This window comes from Nocardioides endophyticus, assembly GCF_039543845.1.
Lineage (GTDB): Bacteria > Actinomycetota > Actinomycetes > Propionibacteriales > Nocardioidaceae > Nocardioides > Nocardioides endophyticus.
This window is the reverse complement of sequence record NZ_BAABKN010000042.1, coordinates 1-16845: the sequence shown is the minus strand read 5'-3', so window position 1 is coordinate 16845 and position 16845 is coordinate 1. Positions and strand designations below refer to the sequence as shown.

17 protein-coding genes are annotated in these 16845 nt (G+C 68.6%); 1 reads left to right on the top strand and 16 read right to left on the bottom strand.

What is annotated here, in order from left to right:
- Position 1: 1 nt before the first annotated feature.
- Positions 2–1381 (bottom strand): pyridine nucleotide-disulfide oxidoreductase, encoded by a 1380-nt coding sequence (locus ABEA33_RS26805; RefSeq protein WP_345530213.1) that lies wholly within the window; start codon positions 1379–1381, stop codon positions 2–4.
- Between the two features lie 111 nt (positions 1382–1492).
- On the opposite strand from ABEA33_RS26805, the gene ABEA33_RS26800 reads away from it, so the two are divergent.
- On the top strand, positions 1493–2908 hold the full coding sequence (locus tag ABEA33_RS26800) for a sulfatase-like hydrolase/transferase (RefSeq protein WP_345530212.1): 1416 nt from the start codon (positions 1493–1495) through the stop codon (positions 2906–2908).
- A gap of 75 nt (positions 2909–2983) precedes the next feature.
- On the opposite strand, the gene ABEA33_RS26795 is transcribed toward ABEA33_RS26800, so the two are convergent.
- The 15 genes from ABEA33_RS26795 to ABEA33_RS26725 all read right to left on the bottom strand — a co-directional run bounded on the left by ABEA33_RS26795 (position 2984) and on the right by ABEA33_RS26725 (position 16514).
- Positions 2984–3481 carry a pyridoxamine 5'-phosphate oxidase family protein gene (locus ABEA33_RS26795; RefSeq protein ID WP_345530211.1) on the bottom strand — a complete coding sequence of 166 codons (498 nt, stop codon included), beginning with the start codon at positions 3479–3481 and terminating at the stop codon, positions 2984–2986.
- A gap of 9 nt (positions 3482–3490) precedes the next feature.
- A complete protein-coding gene (locus ABEA33_RS26790; RefSeq protein WP_345530210.1) occupies positions 3491–4246 on the bottom strand; it encodes an SDR family NAD(P)-dependent oxidoreductase in 756 nt (251 codons plus the stop codon).
- Entirely contained in the window at positions 4243–5166 is a 924-nt protein-coding gene (locus tag ABEA33_RS26785; RefSeq protein ID WP_345530209.1) for a 3-oxoacyl-ACP reductase, read from the bottom strand. Before ABEA33_RS26785 ends, ABEA33_RS26790 begins: the two co-directional genes overlap by 4 nt.
- A gap of 4 nt (positions 5167–5170) precedes the next feature.
- Positions 5171–5362 carry a ferredoxin gene (locus ABEA33_RS26780; RefSeq protein ID WP_345530208.1) on the bottom strand — a complete coding sequence of 64 codons (192 nt, stop codon included), beginning with the start codon at positions 5360–5362 and terminating at the stop codon, positions 5171–5173.
- Positions 5363–5372: 10 nt separating this feature from the next.
- Positions 5373–6389: an NAD(P)/FAD-dependent oxidoreductase gene (locus ABEA33_RS26775; RefSeq protein ID WP_345530207.1), complete on the bottom strand. Its 1017-nt coding sequence runs from the start codon at positions 6387–6389 to the stop codon at positions 5373–5375.
- Positions 6390–6453: 64 nt separating this feature from the next.
- Complete coding sequence (locus tag ABEA33_RS26770; RefSeq protein ID WP_345530206.1) at positions 6454–7200, bottom strand: hypothetical protein; 747 nt, start codon at positions 7198–7200, stop codon at positions 6454–6456.
- The gene (locus ABEA33_RS26765; protein WP_345530205.1) at positions 7197–7700 is read right to left on the bottom strand and encodes a hypothetical protein; all 504 of its coding nucleotides are present in this window, start codon (positions 7698–7700) and stop codon (positions 7197–7199) included. Before ABEA33_RS26765 ends, ABEA33_RS26770 begins: the two co-directional genes overlap by 4 nt.
- Complete coding sequence (locus ABEA33_RS26760; RefSeq protein WP_345530204.1) at positions 7697–8962, bottom strand: MlaD family protein; 1266 nt, start codon at positions 8960–8962, stop codon at positions 7697–7699. The genes ABEA33_RS26765 and ABEA33_RS26760 overlap by 4 nt, the downstream gene beginning before the upstream one ends.
- Positions 8959–10302, bottom strand: a complete 1344-nt coding sequence (locus tag ABEA33_RS26755; protein WP_345530202.1) for an MCE family protein — start codon at positions 10300–10302, stop codon at positions 8959–8961. Before ABEA33_RS26755 ends, ABEA33_RS26760 begins: the two co-directional genes overlap by 4 nt.
- Entirely contained in the window at positions 10299–11486 is a 1188-nt protein-coding gene (locus ABEA33_RS26750) for an MCE family protein (protein ID WP_345530201.1), read from the bottom strand. The genes ABEA33_RS26755 and ABEA33_RS26750 overlap by 4 nt, the downstream gene beginning before the upstream one ends.
- A gap of 3 nt (positions 11487–11489) precedes the next feature.
- Complete coding sequence (locus ABEA33_RS26745) at positions 11490–12485, bottom strand: MCE family protein (protein WP_345530200.1); 996 nt, start codon at positions 12483–12485, stop codon at positions 11490–11492.
- A 10-nt stretch (positions 12486–12495) separates the two neighbouring features.
- Positions 12496–13584, bottom strand: coding sequence for an MCE family protein (locus ABEA33_RS26740; RefSeq protein WP_345530199.1), 1089 nt, complete (start codon positions 13582–13584; stop codon positions 12496–12498).
- On the bottom strand, positions 13581–14891 hold the full coding sequence (locus ABEA33_RS26735; RefSeq protein WP_345530247.1) for an MCE family protein: 1311 nt from the start codon (positions 14889–14891) through the stop codon (positions 13581–13583). Before ABEA33_RS26735 ends, ABEA33_RS26740 begins: the two co-directional genes overlap by 4 nt.
- A 5-nt stretch (positions 14892–14896) precedes the next feature.
- Positions 14897–15739: an MlaE family ABC transporter permease gene (locus tag ABEA33_RS26730; RefSeq protein ID WP_345530198.1), complete on the bottom strand. Its 843-nt coding sequence runs from the start codon at positions 15737–15739 to the stop codon at positions 14897–14899.
- A 1-nt stretch (position 15740) separates the two neighbouring features.
- On the bottom strand, positions 15741–16514 hold the full coding sequence (locus ABEA33_RS26725) for an MlaE family ABC transporter permease (protein ID WP_425577481.1): 774 nt from the start codon (positions 16512–16514) through the stop codon (positions 15741–15743).
- Positions 16515–16845 lie beyond the last annotated feature (331 nt).

The following is a 16845-nucleotide window of genomic DNA, read 5'->3' as shown; positions in this document are numbered from 1 at the left end:
GCTAGCCCAACCCGCCCAGCTGAGCGAGCCTGGCCACTCCTGCGGACGTGTTCGCCCGCAGACGGCGTACGGCGTCATCGAGCTGCGCGGAGTCGGGGTAGTCGGGCGGGAGGCGCGCCGGGTTGAGGGCGACCCGGTTCGACCAGTCCTTGATGTCCGGCTCGGAGCCGAAAGCGGCTGAGTTGCGGAAGCCGATCACGTTCATCTCGGCCCAGTCCGTCAGCGTGTTGCCGAACGACGAGGGCGGGCACAACCGGTTCTTCTCCGCGTCGTCGTCGCGGGTCGCCTCGACGTACCCGACAAGCGCGGCACCGAAGCACGGGAAACCGGCGCGGACCGGCTGCGGAGTGATCGCGTCTGGCCCCCAGATCGCCACTCGCGGCCGCCGCTTCAGGCCGTCGGCCGCGCAGTCGACGACGACGGCATCGTCCGCGATCCCGACCGATCCTTCGGTCAGGTCGAGCCGGCCACGACGGACGGTCTGGATGTGTCCGAGACGTACGACGTTGTCGATGGTGCGCAGCTGGTCGAGCTCCCACCGTCCGAGCGTCGGCGCCTTGGCCATCGTCGGCGTGACGGTCGGGTCGATGCGCTGCATGATGTCGAGCTCTTCCAGACGCAGGAAGAGGTCGTCGAGCGACGCCGCCGTCGCAGCGGCCGCCATCATGTCGGCGACCATGCCCAGGTAGATCACGGGATCGGGCTGGATGAGCGCTCGGTTGAGCATCCACGGATCGCGCGGCCGCACCCAGCAGATGGCGTCCGGATCGACGCCGCGGGCGAGCAGCCAGATGCAGGAGTCGGTCGCGGTCTTGCCGGACCCCACGACGACGAACTGGCCAGGCGCGTCCTCGAGCCGGGCCAGGTCGTTGACCGGGATCACCCGGGCACCGTCGGACACGCCGAACCGCGGCTTCGACTCGGCCGGGATGTCGGGAGACAGATAGCTGGCGTGGACGATCCGGCAGGTCTCCGGCACCTCGTACGTCTGCCCGGAGACCCGAGAGACGAAGGTGCGCTCCCCCAGGTAGTCGCAGCCGGCGAAGAACTCGACCCGGTCGGACGCCAGCATCCGGTCGGTCAGCAGGTCGCCGAAGTAGCTGCAGATCTTCGCCTGATCGGCCCGCTCGTGGAGACCGGCCTCGGGACCGCGCTCCTGGATCCGGCCACCCCCGAGCACCGTCGACGCGGCGCCGTAGAAGGTGGACGACTGGTGCAGGCGCACGAACGGGTACGCCGCGAGCCAGTGCCCGCCGGGGGCGTAGCGGCGATCCACCAGCGCCACGCGTACGTCGGCGTGGTCGATCAGCGAGTCCGTGAACGCCATGCCGGTCGCACCCGCACCGACCACGAGGTAGTCGACATCGACCCGTCGCGTCACACGGGACAGCCAACCACCGCCACCAGCTGGACGTCCACCACGTCTGTCGTGTTAGCTCTAGTATGTCGGCCGTCTCACTCGCCTATTGTCCCTCGACTCGGAAGAAGGACCATGACCGACCACTCCCCCTCTCGTGCCGGCGGCCTCACCCGGCGCACCCTGGCAGGCGCCGCCGTCGGCGCACTCGGCGCCACCGCGGCCGTGACCAACGCGGACTCGGCGTACGCCGAGCAGCCGTTCCGTGCTGTCGCCCGGCACGGCAAGACTCCGCGCCCCAACATCCTCGTGATCTTCGCCGACGATCTCGGCGCCGCCGACCTCAGCGTGTACGGTGCTCCGCACATCCGCACGCCCAACCTCGACAAGCTCGCCGCCTCCGGGCTGAGGTTCACGCAGGGCTACTCCGCCGGTGCGGTGTGCTCTCCCACCCGGATAGCGCTCTACACCGGCCGGCACCCGGGCCGCATCCCCGGCGGGCTGCAGGAGCCGATCGGGGCTCCGACACCCGTCGACGGCATCCCGCCGGAGCACCCGACCCTCGCGCCCTTGCTGCGCGGGGCCGGCTACTCCACCAACATGGTCGGCAAGTGGCACGGCGGCTTCCTACCGTGGTTCTCACCGCTGAAGTCCGGGTGGGACTACTTCTACGGCAACTACTCCGGAGGCGTCGACTACTTCAGCAAGTACACGACGTTCGGCTACGACCTGTACGAGGGCGAGGAGCTGACCCAGGACCCGCGCTACTACACGGACATCCTGAAGGAGAAGGCCGTCGAGGTCGTCCGCCGCAGCGCCAGGCAGAAGAACCCCTGGCTCCTCAACCTCAACTTCACCTCGCCGCACTGGCCGTGGGAAGGCCCCGGCGACAAGGCGGTCAGCGACGAGATCACCGCCCGCATCAAGGCCGGGGACCGCACGGCCCTCTTCCACTACGACGGCGGCTCGGTCGACAAGTACGTCGAGATGGTCGAGACCCTCGACGCCGCCATCGGCACCGTCCTGCGCGAGCTGCGTCGGACCGGCCAGGAGAACGACACACTCATCCTCTTCGCCAGCGACAACGGTGGCGAGCGCTTCTCGTACAACTGGCCATTCAGCGGCAACAAGGCCAGCGTCAACGAAGGTGGCATCCGGGTCCCCATGATCCTCTCCTGGCCAGGGCAGGTCCGCGCCCGCCAGGTCGACGACCTGCCGGTCTACACCACCGACTGGACCGCGACCTTCCTCGAGCTCGGCGGCGCCAAGCCGGACCCGGCGTACCCGCTCGACGGCACCAGCCTGGTCCCGCACCTCTTCCAGGGACGTCGGGTCCCGGAGCGCGACCTCTTCTGGCGCACGCGCGGCGGCCGGGCGCTGCGCCGCGGCGACCTCAAGTACGTGCGGATCGACGGCGTCGACCACCTGTACGACGTGGAGGCCGACTCGCGCGAGCAGGCGGACCTCGCCAAGAAGCGCCCGCAGGACCTGGCCGCTCTCCGCACCGCATGGGAGCAGGTCAACCAGGGCCTGTTGCCCTACCCGGCCTGAGCTGACGGGCGTCGGGACGTCATACGAATCGTGGCCCAGAGGGCTCGATTCGTATGACGTCCCTGGGGGCCTGAGCTACTCCAGGAACGCCGCCGTGGAGCCGCCCAGCTCCATGGCGGGCAGCCCGAGCTTGCGGTGGTCCCAGGACCGGACCCGGTCGACGTCGAGGCGGATGGCCGCACGGTTCTTGGCCATGAACTCCACGAACGGCTTCATCTCTTCGGTGTACGGCGCGTTGTAGCGCTCGAAGATGTTGACGCAGACGTCCCAGACGACCTGCTCGTCCTCGATCACGACGCCCTGGCCCTCGATCGCGACGCCGCGGAGCTGGTCGTAGGTGTGGCCGGCCTCGACGAGGAACGAGCAGCGCGGGTCGCGGCGCAGGTTGACGGTCTTCTGCGCCTTCTTCTTGGTCTCGAACCAGATCTGGTTGTCGAGCACGCCGTACCACATGCCGACGAGGTGGATCTGTCCCTGCGGACCGAAGGTCCCGAGGGTCGAGGACCGCTGCTGGAGGAGGAACTCGACCTGCTCGTCGTGACTCATCACGACCTGGCCGCGCTGGTTTGCCATGCGTGGAAACTAGCCGCCGAAGGCGTGGGTCGACGTCACGCCTCCGTCGATCGAGATCTCGGCGCCGTTGATGTACGACGACTCGTCGCTGGCGAGGAAGACGTAGAGCGGCGCGATGTCCTCGGGGTAGCCGACCCGGCGCAGCGGCACCCGGGAGGCGCCGAACTCCATGGCCGCGTCGCCACCGTGCACGCGGGTCATCGGGGTGTCGATCATGCCGGGGTGGATCGAGTTCACCCGGATGCCCTTGGGGCCGAGCTCCATCGCGGCGCACTTGGTCATGCCGCGGATCGCCCACTTCGTGGCGGCGTACGCCGTGCAGCTGGCCATGCCGGCGAGGCCCTCGACGGAGGAGGCGTTGATGATCGAGCCGCCGCCGTTCTTGCGCATGGTGCGGGTGACGGCCTGCATGCCGAGGAAGCAGCCGAGCTGGTTGATCCGCCAGATCAGCTCGACCTCTTCGGCCGGCTGCCGCTCGATGTCGCCGAAGCGGAGGATGCCGGCGTTGTTGGCGAGCACGTTGACCGGGCCGAACCGCTCGTTCGCGTCCTCGACGACGCGCGCCCAGGAGGCCGCGTCACTCACGTCGTGGTCGGCGTAGTGCGCACCGGGACCGAGGTCGTCGGCCAGGGCCTGCCCGGCCTCCTTCGCGATGTCGGCGATGACGACCTTCGCGCCCTCGGCGACGAAGTGCCGCGAGATGGCCTCGCCCTGCCCCTGCGCGCCACCGGTGACGATGGCGACCTTGCCGTCCAAGCGGTTCATGCTCCACCCATCTCTTGCATCTCTTGCGCCTTCAGCTTCATGATCGAGTCGGCCGCGAAGCCGACAGAGGGGTCACGGTCGGTGAAGTAGCCGCCGAGCTGCTTGTCGAGGTCGTCGGCCGTCCACAGGTTGCCGGCCTTGTCGAAGCGCTCCTCGACGACCGGGGCCGCGACGAGCGCCACCATGCCGCCGTACACGACGAAGACCTGGCCGGTGATGCGCTCCGCGGCATCGGATGCGAGGTAGGCGACAACGGGCGCCACGTGCTCGGGCGAGTAGGGGTCGACGTCCATCCCGGACTGGTCCTCGCCGAACACCTGGGCGGTCATCGCCGTCCGGGCTCGCGGGCAGATCGCGTTGGCGCGGACGCCGCTGCTCGCCATCGCGCGCGCCGTCGAGACCGTGAGCGCGGCGATGCCGGCCTTGGCCGCGCCGTAGTTGGCCTGTCCGGGCGGCCCGGAGAGGAACGCCTCCGATGCGGTGTTGACGACGCTCGCGTTGACCGGACCGGACTCCTTGGCCTGCGCGCGCCAGTACGCCGCGGCATTGCGGGAGAGCAGGAAGTGGCCGCGCAGGTGGATGTGGATCACCTGGTCCCACTCCTCGTCGGACATGTTGAAGAGCATCCGGTCGCGGGTGATGCCGGCGTTGTTGACCACGACGTCGACGCGGCCGAAGCCCTCGACTGCCGCAGCGATCATCGCGTCGGCGGTGGCCCGCTCCCCCACGTCGCCGGTGACGATGCTGGCCTCGCCGCCCCGCGAGCGGATCTCCTCGGCGGTGCCGTCGGCACCGCCGGGCAGATCGTTGAGTACGACGCGGGCGCCGGCGTCAGCAAGCGCGAGCGCCTCGGCGCGGCCGAGCCCGGCGCCGGCACCGGTGACGATCGCGACCTTGCCGTCGAGAGAGGTGGTGCTCAAGATGTCAGTCCTCCAGGGAGATCGCGGCGCGCGGGCAGGCAGCCACGGCGCGGTTCACGGCGTCGATGTTCTCGGGGGTGGTGTGCTCGGTCTTGAGCTGGAGGAAGTCATCGTCGTCCAGCTCGAACACATCGGGCGCCATCGCCTCGCAGAGTGCGTTGCTTTCACAGAGGTCGAAGTCGATCTTGATCTTCACGGGCGGTGCCTCAGCTTCCTTCACTGGAGTGACCGGGGAACACGTGGGCGCTCGGGTCGATCACGACCGCGGCGTTGTTGACAGCGGTCGCGGCCTCGCCGAAACCGACGGCGATGAGCCGCACCTTGCCGGGGTACTCGGTGACGTCACCGGCGGCGAAGACGCGCGCGAGGTTGGTGCGCATCGAGGAGTCGACGACGACATGTCGCTTCTGCACCTCGATCCCCCACTGCTGGATCGGGCCGAGATCGGCGATGAAGCCGAGCGCGGCCACGATGGCCTGCGCGGGGCGGGTGGTGACCTCACCGTCGACGGTGATGTCGACGGACTCGACCGTGCCATTGCCGTTGATCGCGGAGACCTCGGCCTTGGTCACGATCTCGACCTTCGGCGACGCCTTCACCGCATCGACCGTGCCGGCGTGCGCGCGGAACGCGTCGCGGCGGTGGACCAGGGTGACCGAGGAGGCGACCGGCTCGAGGTGCAGCGCCCAGTCGAACGCGCTGTCACCGCCGCCGACGATGACGACGTCCTTGCCGACGTACGGCTGGAAGCTCGGGACGAAGAACTCCAGGCCGCGGCCCACCCAGCCCTCGCCGGCGGGCAGCGGGCGCGGGCTGAACTTGCCGATGCCGGCGGTGATCAGGACGACCTTGGCGCGCACGCTGGTGCCGTCGTCCAGGCCGACGGTCACTCCGTCCTCGTCCTCGGTCAGGCTCGCGGCGGTGCGCTCGAGCAGGTAGACCGGCTCGGCCTTGGCCGCCTGCTCGACGAGTCCCTCGACGAGCTCGCGCCCCTTGACGGTCGGGAAGCCTGCGACGTCGAGGATCTGCTTCTCGGGGTACATCGCCGTGATCTGGCCGCCGAGCTCCGGCAGTGAGTCCACGACGGCGATGCGCATGCCGCGGAACCCGGCGTAGTAGGCGGCGAAGAGGCCGGTAGGGCCTGCTCCGACGATGAGGAGGTCGGTGTCGATGTTGTTACCTGAGGGGTGGGCCACGCCGTGATCCTGCTCCTCTCCGGACACGGACTCAACTATAACGTGTTCTAGTTTGCCACATCGCCGGGTGGGAAATCACGGTGGTGGACCTTCATTGGGTCTCGATGTTGGAGACCAGCCATCCGTGGTCGGTGTGGACGACCGTCACCAGCGCCCGGTATTGCGCGAACGCCGTCTTCGGCTGGCCGTCCTGCTCCTTCTCGACGTACTGGTTGAGGAAGAGCAGCGCCTGCACCTGTGCCGGCGACGCCTGCACGACGCCCTGCGCGACCGCCTTCACCTGGAGCTTGGTCTTCTGGGCGATGAACTCGTCCTTGATGCCGTCCGACGTCTCCGCGTACTCCTGCGCGAAGGTGTCGGTCATCCTCTCGCTCGCCTTGGCGGCCTGCTCGTCGTAGTCCTGGTAGCTCGTCGACAGGATCTGCTCGGTGGAGCGCGCCGCGGCCTCGACCGCCGCGCGGTGGCTGAGCTCGCCGATCACCACCGGGCGGGCGGCAGAGACCGTCGGCGACGGGTCGCGGTTGAGGTAGACGAGCTCGCCGATCCCGACCAGGGCCAGGATCGCGATGACGGCGACCAGGATCCAGGTCGTACGTGCTCGCGGTCGCCTCTCGGGCGCGTCGTCGTTGGTCGAGCTTGTCGAGACCCCCGCAACGTCCGCGCGAGCCTGTGGGTCCTCAGGCGCCTCGTCGACTTCCGGGGTCTCGACGACGCTCGCTGGCGCTCGCTGCTCGACCACCGGGTCCGGCTCGACCTGCTCCTGACCTGCACCCCGGCCCGCGATCTTGCGCGGGCGGCCGGTGGCGGGGCGGGACTGGCCCTTGCGTGGAGGGGTCATCCGACGAACTCCACGTTGCTGGTCTTCCAGGCGTCCTTCTCCCGGACCAGGTCGACCTTGATCCGGAACTGGCGGGCGACCGGCTTGTTGTCGGTCGAGGCGTTGGCGACGGTGCCGGTGGTGGCCACGATGACCGAGGCGCTGTCGGAGTCGGAGTCGACGATGCCGGCCCAGAGCACCTTGCCCTCCATCACCGACTTCGCGCGGGTCAGGATCTTCACCACGTCCTTCGTGCTGGTGTCGTACTGCTTCGCGAAGTCGCCCGTGGCACCCGCCGCCACGGCGTCGATGCTCTCCTGGGCGTTGGTGTAGTCGATGTTGACGAACGCCTCGATCTCCGTGCGCGCTGCCGTGAGCACGTCGCCGTACCGCGCCTGCTCGGCCGCGGCGCGCTGCCGGTCCTGGTGCTCCTGCTGGATGAGCACACCGCCGAAGACGACGGCGCAGCCGAGCAGCAGCGCCACGGCGTACAGCACGACGGTGAGCCCTGGCCGCTTCATTCGCTCACCGGTCCCACCAGGAGCCACTTCCACGCGTCATCTCCCAGGATCGACAGGTTGCCCGGATCGACGAACCGTACCGGGTTGCCCCGGCGGTCCACCGCGCCCCCGACCATGCCGGTGGTCGGGTCGTACGACGAACGGTAGAGGCGACCCGTCGAGGGGTTGCCCGGCGTGCCGGGCGAGTAGTTGGACCCGCGCATCGCGAACGGCGGACCGGCCTTGCAGTGCGCCGGGTAGATCTCGCTGTCGGACAGGTTGCTCGGCGGCCGCCATTCGCTGCGCGGCTTGTAGCCGTCGGTGCACGGCGGCTGGCTGTAGGCGAGCTGCAGGTTGACGTGGCCGTAGCCGTCGCCGGGCGTGCCGGTGAAGCCCGACGAGATGGTGCGCGGGTAGGTCACGAGCAGCTGCTCGACGCCGTCGAGGTGCGAGACCACCACCTGGTTGACGCTCACGGCGCTGCCGAGCAGGACGGGCAGCGTGGGCTCGAGGTCCTTGAGCAGCGCGTCGAGCTCGCGGGCGGTGCCGGGCGTGCCGTCGAGGACCTTCTCGAGATCCCCGTCACTGGCGGCGAGCGCGTCGGTGAGCGAGCGCAGGTCGCTGGAGAGCGAGCGGATGTTCTCCTTCTCGCCCTGCTGCGTGGTGAGCACCTTCTTGCCCTGGTCGAGGAGCGCGATGGTCTCATCGGTGTGGGCGGACGCCTCGCGCACGAACTTGCTGCCGTTGTCGAGCAGCCGCTGCAGCGGGACGCCGGTGTCGTCGAACATGGTGCCGAGCTCGCGGACCACGGTCTCCAGGTTGCCCTTGTCGACCGAGCTCACGAACTGGTCGAGCTCGACCAGGAGGTCGGCCTCGTCCACGGGCAGCGACTCCACGTCGCCGTCGATGGTGCCGCCGGCCTCGACGTACGGGCCCTTCTCGTCGGGAGGCTCGAAGTCGAGGTACTGCTCGCCGACCGCCGAGAGGTTGTGCACGAACATCGGCGAGTCCGCGGGGATATCGGTGCCGTCCTCCAGCGCGAGGTCGAGCGTGACGCCCTTGTCAGTCGCCTGCATCTTCGCGACCTTGCCGACCTTCACGCCGCGGTAGGTGACCTCGCTGCCCTCGAAGAGTCCACCCGAGCTGGGCAGTGTCGCCTGGATGGTGATCCCGCGGCCGAGCACGCGGTCGACCAGGCCGAGGTAGGTGCCGGCGATGTAGACGATGCCGACGGCACTCAACACCAGGAAGGCACCGATCCGGATCCGTACGCCGCGACTCACTGCGGTCCTCCGTAGAGCGCGTTCGGACTGGGCACGGCAGCACGCGGGTCGGCGCCGCCGACGAGCCCGCCGAGCAGCCCACCGAGGATCGGGAGGTCCGGCAGCCCGGGGACACCTGGGACGGTGGGCGTGCCGCCGTCGTCGCTCGGGACGACGTTGATGAGCACGCAGACCGGGTTGTCCTTGTACGCCGGCTTCTTGCAGTCGGCGCGCAGCTGCTTGAGCAGGTCCAGCGAGTCGAGCACCTTGGCGCAGGCCGCGCTGGTGAGGTCACCGCTGCGCAGGCACTTCTCAACCTGGGTGAGCACCTCCCCGGGGTTGGGCAGGCCGGGGATGCCGCCGCCCGGATCGCCGTTGGGGATGATGTTCTCGAGATTGATGTCGGCACGGATCGACGTGTTGGCGTAGTCGCCCCTCACGATGTCGCCGGCCTCCTTCGGGAAGGGGAAGCTCACCAGCAGGTTGATGCCGGGCGCGAGCGAGTCACCGGCCTCGTGGAGCCTGGCCAGGATCGGCTGGAGGTGGTCGAGCGAGGCGAGGATGTCGTCCTTGCTCTTGCCGATCACCCGGGTCCCGACCTCGCCGAGCTTGTCGAGCGAGGTGAGCATCGCGATCAGCTCGTCGTGCTGCTTGGCCAGGACGTCGACTGCGGGACCGGCCACGTCGAGCGCTCCGGTGATCGACTTCTTCTCGGCGTTGAGGGTCTCGGTCAGGTGCGCGATCGACTCCATCGCGTTGAGGATGTCCGCCTTCTGGTCGTCGATGCTGCCGACGACGTCCTCCAGCGAGCCGAGCAGGTGACGCAGGCGGTCGGTGCGGCCGTCCATCACCTCGTTGAGCTCGTGGGTGATGGTGCCGAGCTGGGCGACCCCGCCGCCGCTGAGCAGGAAGGACAGCGCGCCGAGCACCTCCTCGACCTCGGGGTTGCGGCCGGTGTCGGCGAGGTCGATCTTGTCGCCGTCGGACAGCCTGCCGGTCGGCGCGCCCTGGGTCGGCGCCTCGAGGGCGACGTACTTCTCCCCCAGGAGGCTGACCTGGCGGATGTCGGCGATCGCGTTGTCGGGGAGCTCGACGTCGTCCTTGACCCGCATCGTCACCTTGGCATGCCAGCCGACCCGCTCGACGCCGGTCACCTCGCCGACGGTGACGTCGTCGACCATCACGGGCGACTTCGGGACCACGTTGAGGATGTCGGCGAACTCCGCAGTGATCTGGAACGAGTTGTCGTCGGAGACCGGCGAGCCCGGGAGCGGGAGGTCGTAGGCGCCGTCGAACTTGCAGCCGGTCGCCGTCACCGCGAGGACGACCACCAGCACGCACCAGCGCAGCAGGCGGGTCATGAGCCCCCTCCCATCAGGTGCGACAGCGACGACCCGGGCGCGACCCGGTTGGCGGCTCCGTTGGCGAGCGGACTCCGTGGCGTGGCCGGCGGGATCGTCGGGAGCTGGCCTTCGACCGGCTCCAGCAGCTGCTTGAAGAGGGCACAGGCGAGGTCGGCGGTCTTGCCGGGCAGGCTCGCCTGCTGCACCACCGAGCAGAGGAAGCCGTCGGCGTCCCAGAGGTTGCCGCTGACGCCGATGCGCGAGCCGATGGTGCCCGTCTGGGTGTTGAAGGCCAGGCTCAGGTTGCCGATCGCCGTCGGCGCGACCTTCAGCGCGGTGTCGAGGCTGTCCTTCTCCGAGTTGATCGTCTGCATCACGCGGGTGAGCTTCTCGACGTCCGTCACGAGTGCCTGTCGGTTGTCGTGCACGAAGCCCTTGACGGTGCCGACCGCATCGGCCACCGCAGCGAGCGACTGCCGGATCTCGGTCCGCTCGTCGGACAGCTGTGACGAGACACCGGCGAGGTCCTTGATGAAGGCGCGCACGAACTTGTCGTTCTGCGCGAGGGTCGTCGTGAGTGTTGCCAGCTGGGTGACGGTGTCGAACAGTGGGCCGCTCCCCTCGCCGAAGGTCTGGGCCGCGGCCGCGAGCTCGGTGAGCATCTGGTTGCCCAGCTCACCCTTGCCGTCGAGCGCGTTCGCCCCGGCCTCGAGGACGTGGTCGAGGGTGCCGTCCTTGTTGACGCCGTTGGGGCCGAGCGCCTCGGAGAGGTCGCGCAGGCTGGCGTAGATCCGGTCGAGCTCGACCGGCACCGCCGTCTCGGGCAGGGCGATATCGGCGCCGTCGGCCATCAGCTTGTCGCCCTCGGCGTACGCCGGGGTGAGCTGGACGAACCGGTCGGCGACGAGCGTCGGCGTCACGATGACAGCCTTGGCGCCGGCCGGCACGTCATACTTGGCGTCGTACGTCATGTCGACCCGCACCGAGTTGCCCTCGGGCACGACGGCGGTGACCCGGCCGACGTTGACGCCGAGGATCCGCACGTCGCTGCCCGGGTAGATGCTGACCGCTCGCGGGAAGTGGGCGGTCACCGTCTTGGTCTCGGTCGTGTCGCGGACGGCGAAGAAGTAGATGCCGAAGACCAGCACCAGCGCCAGGACCCCGGCCAGGACGCGGCCGACGACCGTGTTGGGTGCGCGCACGACTCAGCCCTCCCCTCGGGTGGGCAGGAACTCGCCGGTCGGGATACCGAGGAGGTTGGAGGCGTAGGCGTCGAACCACGGACCCGTGCCGATGATGTTGCTGAGGATGTCGACGTACGGCCCGAGCGCACCGATCGTCGCCTTGAGCTCCTTCTCCTTGGAGTTCAGCAGCGACAACAGGTCGTCGACCTCCTGGAGCGCCGGCCCCATCTGGGCCTGGTTGTCCTTCGCGACGCCGCGCAGCTGCGTGGCGAGGTCACGGGCGTTGACGAGCAGCAGGTGCACGGCTTCCTTGCGGCGCTGCACCTCCTTGAAGACGAGGTCGCTGTGCTTCATCAGGGACACGAGGTCGTCGCTGCGGGCGGCGAGGGTCTTGCTGACGCTCTGCGATCCCTTGAGCAGGGCCTGGATCTGCTCGTCACGCGAGGCCACCGACTCCGACAGCCGGGCGATGCCGCGGAAGCTCTGCTCGATCTCCGGAGCGGCCTTGTTGGTGGTGTCGGCGACGACGTCGAGCGCCTGCGCGAGCTGGTCGGTGTCGATCCGCTCGGTGGTCGTCGTCAGGTCGGTGAAGACGCCGACGATGTCGTACGCCGACTGGGTGCGCTCGACTGGGATCACGTCGTCGGCGGACAGCTGACCGGTGCCTGCGGGCTGCAGCTCGAGGTACTTCTCGCCGAGCAGGCTGAGCACCTCCACCGAGGCGCTGGTGTCCTTGCCGAACTCGACCCCGTTCTCGACGTCGAACGTGACGACGACGGTGTTGCTGTCCTTGAGCTCGACGTCCTGGACCCGGCCCACCCGGATCCCGCCGACCTGGACCATGTTGCCCTTGTGGAGGCCGCTGGCGTCCTTGAACTCCGCGCGGTACGACGTGCCGGCGAACCCCGGGAACTTCCCGAGGTTGAAGGCGGCAGCCATGATCAGCGCCATCACCACCAGGGTGATCGCGCCGAGTCGCATGATCCGCGCCTCGTTGCGGCGCCTCGCGGTACTCATCGGAGCCGGCTCACTGGGCAGCCGCCCCGTTGCAGCGCGGTGCCGACGAGCGGAAGTCGAGGTGGTTGAGCTCGTTCATCAGCTGCTTGACGCCGGGGAGGTCGCCCAGGCCGGCCGGCAGCGTGATCCGGCCGCTGAAGCCGCAGACGTAGTAGTTGTACCAACTGCCGTAGGTGCCGGTGCGGGTCTGATCGGTCATGGACTCCGGCAGGCGGTCCAGCATCTCGACGACCTGCTTGCGCGACTCCTTCTTGTTCAGCAGCGCCGCGAGCTCGCGGAGCTTGGCCACGTCGGACTTGATCAGCGGCCGGCCCTGACGGATCAGGTCGGCGACCACGACGGTCAGGTCCGAGATGTTCTGCAGCGACGACCCGATCGTCGAGCGGTCGCGGGCAAGGTCGGTCATCCAGTCCTTCAGGCCGATCACCAGGTCGTTGAGCTGCCGGTGCCGGCTGTCGACGGTGGTCAGGGTCTCGCTGAGGTTGTTGACGACGCGGCCGATCAGCTCGTCGCGGTCGGCGAGCGTGTTGGTCAGTGACGCGGTCTTCTGGAGCAGGCCCTGGACGGTGCCGCCTTCGCCCTGCAGCACCTGGACGAGGTTCATGCTCAGGTCGTTGACCTGCTGGGGGTTCAGCGCCTGGAAGAGCGGCTGGAACCCGTTGAAGAGCACCGTGAGGTCCAGCGCGGGCTTGGTCTGCGCGATCGGCAGAGTGCCACCGTCGCCGAGCGCCTTCGCATCCTTGTCGGAGCCCTGCTCGAGGGCGAGGTAGCGGTCGCCCACGAGGTTGAGGAACCGGATCTCGGCCCGCGAAGCGGTGGTCAGCGACACCCCCGACTGGACATTGAACGTCACCAGCGCCTCGGTGCGCTCATAGTGCTCGACCTTCTTGATCTCGCCCACGCTGACGCCGGCGACCCGCACGTCGTCGCCCTTCTCGAGCATCGAGGCCGAGGAGAAGACCGCCTGGTACGTCGTACTGCTGCCGAACCCGATGTTGCCCATGATCGCGGCCAGCAGCCCGGTCACCAGCAGAGAGACGACCGTGAAGATGCCGAGCTTGATGCCGGCTGAGATCGTGGTGGCGTTGCGAGAGGTCATCGCGCACCCCCCACGGATTCGCGGACCAGTGGTCCGTACATGAGCGACCCGAGCGCGCCGTACCTCTCGGCGCTGGAGCCGGTGCGCTCCGCGAGCATCGCGTTGACGATCTGCTGCTCACCAGAGCTGCCGGAGTAGTCGGCGCCGACCCGGTTGAGGCCCAGGAGGTCGGGGACCGGCGACGTCGGCGGGTGCTCGTCCATGTCGCTGCCCTGGTCCAGCGCGACCGGCGGCACCGGGACCGGCGCGTCGGGCAGACCGAGGCACCACGGTCCGTGCCCGACCTCGCCGTACGTCGGGCGGTCGCGCTCGTCGTACGCGCGGTACTGCGGGGTGCCGAGCTCGAGGTACTGCTTGACCTGGTTGCCCTCGAAGGTCCTGGCCAGACGCGGCGCGTACTTGGCGGCGCCCTTGATCAGGCACGGGAACTCAGGTGAGTAGACGGCAAGCAGCTTGAGCACCGGCTCGGTCACCTGGCCGAGCCGGATCAGGCTGCTCTCGTTGTCACCCAGCACCCGCGTGGAGGTGTCGGCGACGCCCCGGAGGTCGGCGAAGAAGCTGCCCAGCTGCAACTTGTTGTCCACGATCGTCTGCCCGGTCGTCGTCACGTTGCGCAGCACGGCGAGCAGGTCTGGGGCAGCGAGGTCGTAGGTGTTGGCGACGTCCGCGAGCTTGACCAGGTCCTCGCGGAGCGTCGGCAGGTGGTCATCGATCTTGCCGAGGTAGGTGTCGAGCTCGTCCATGGACTGGCCGAGCTGCTCGCCGCGGCCCTCGAGCGCGGTCGCCAAGGCGTTGAGGGTGGCGTTGAGGTCGGCGGGACGGACGGCGCGCAGGAGGGGGAACAGGTTGGCCAGGATCCGGCTCAGCTCGACGTTCGTCTCGACCCGACTGGCCGGGATCACGGCTCCGTCGGCGATCGCCTTCGTCGACGGGTCGTCGGGGCGGACCAGCGAGATGTACTTCTGCCCGAAGAGCGTCGTGGGCATGATCTCCACGGTCACGTTCTCCGGGACCGCCGCCGCCTGGTCGGGCTCGAGCGCGACCGTGATGACCGCCTGCTTGCCGTCCTGACCGATCTTGCGGACCTGACCGACCAGGGCACCGTTGAGCTCGACGTCGCCGAACTTCGCGAGCTGCAGGCCCGCTCGATCGGCCTTGATCGTGATCGTCGTCGACTTCTCGAACGTCTTCTGGTAGATCGCGACCGACAGCGCGATCAGGAGCGCGATCACCGTCAGGAACGCGACGCCCGCGACCACCAGACGGCGGTGCTCGTCCGGGCTGTCGTGGTAGATGTTCACGAGCATCGCCGTCACCCGCCCGTGATTCTGACGGTGGTGGTCGAGCCCCAGATCGCGAAGCTGAGGAAGAAGTCGGCCACCACGATCGTGACGATGCTGGTGCGGATCGCGCGGCCCACCGCCGTACCGACTCCGGCCGGGCCACCCGAGGCGGTGTAGCCGTAGTAGCAGTGGATCAGGATCACCGCGGTCGCGAGGAACAGCAGCTTGAAGAACGACCAGAGCATGTCGATGGGCGGCAGGAACTGCAGGAAGTAGTGGTCGTAGGTGCCTGGCGACTGCCCGTAGATGTAGGTCGTGATCAGACGGGGCGAGAGGTACGACGCGCTCAGCGCCACGACGTACAGCGGGATCACGGCGATGAAGGCGGCGATCATCCGGGTGGTGACCAGGAACGGCAGCGACGGGATGCCCATCACCTCGAGCGCGTCGATCTCCTCCGAGATCCGCATCGCCCCGAGACGGGCGGTGTAGCCGCAGCCGACCGTCGCGGCGAGCGCGATCGACGAGATCAGCGGGGCGACCTCGCGGGTGTTGAAGTAGGCCGAGATGAACGCGCTGAACTTGGCGACGCCGATCTGGCTCAGTGAGGCGTAGCCCTGGATGCCTACCTCGGTGCCGGCGAAGAAGGCGAGGAACGCGATGACGCCTGCGGATCCCGCGATCAGGGTCAGTCCCCCGGCGCCGAAGGTGACCTCGGCCAGGGTGTTGGTGATCTCGCGCGGATAGCGCTTGATGGCACGCGGCACCCAGAGCAGCGCCTTGACGTAGAACAGCAGCTGGTCGCCGTACTGCTCGAGGGAGTCGCGGCGTCCCCTGTAGAACGCGCCGCCCAGCTCGCCGATCGTGGCCATGTCAGATGCCTGCCGGGGGGACGACCTGGAAGTAGATCGCGGTGATGACCGCGTTCATGAAGAAGAGCAGCATGAAGGCGGCGATGACCGTCTCGTTGACCGCGCGGCCCACGCCGCTGGGACCACCGCCGGCGTTCAGGCCCTTGTAGGCGCCGACGATCGCGGCCATGCCCCCGAACAGGACGGCCTTGACGATCGCGATGTAGAGGTCGTTGATGCTGGCCAACGCCGTGAACGAGGACAGGAACGCGCCCGCCGAGCCACCCTGGATGATCACGGTGAAGAAGTAGGCGCCGCCGATGCCGGCGCCGATCACGATGCCGATGATCATGAAGGCGACGAACATGGTCGCGAGCACGCGGGGTACGACGAGTCGCGCGATCGGGTCGACGCCGAGGACCTCCATGGCGTCGATCTCCTCGCGGATCTTGCGGGCGCCGAGGTCGGAGCAGATCGCGGACCCCGCGGCACCGGCGATGATCAGCGCTGCCGCGATCGGGGCCGCCTCGCGGACCACCGCGAGGACGGCGGTCGCGCCGGCGAACGACTGGGCGCCGAGCTGGCCGGTCAGGCTGCCGACCTGCAACGAGATCACCGCACCGAACGGGATCGAGACCAGGATGGTGGGCATCAGCGTGACACTGGTGATGAACCACGCCTGCTCGATGAACTCGCGGACCTGGAAGGGGGTGGTGAAGGTGCGCTTCGCGACGTCGATGACCATCGCGGCCAGCTCGCCGGGCCCTCGGACGATCGACGCAGCCGAGAACGCCACCCTGCACCTCCCCACCTGGTCTAGACCGCCACGGAACAATAGAACGTGTTCTCATTTCGGGCAAGCGAGCTCCAGCGCTCCCAGCTAGAACTTGTTCTCCTTACGAGGTCAACGAGCGTCTTCCCCGGAGGTAACGCGGGCGAAACGTGGGCTGGACCGGTGCCGCCAACGAGCGAGACCAACGCTCGCGGTGGTTGAGGTGCGAAGGCCGCTCGGCACCTCGGTGGTTGAGGTGCGAAGGCCGCTCGGCACCTCGGTGGTTGAGGTGCGAAGGCCGCTAGTGTCCTGCACGGAAAATGCGGTTCGTTAGTCGTAGGCTGGGGGTATGGCT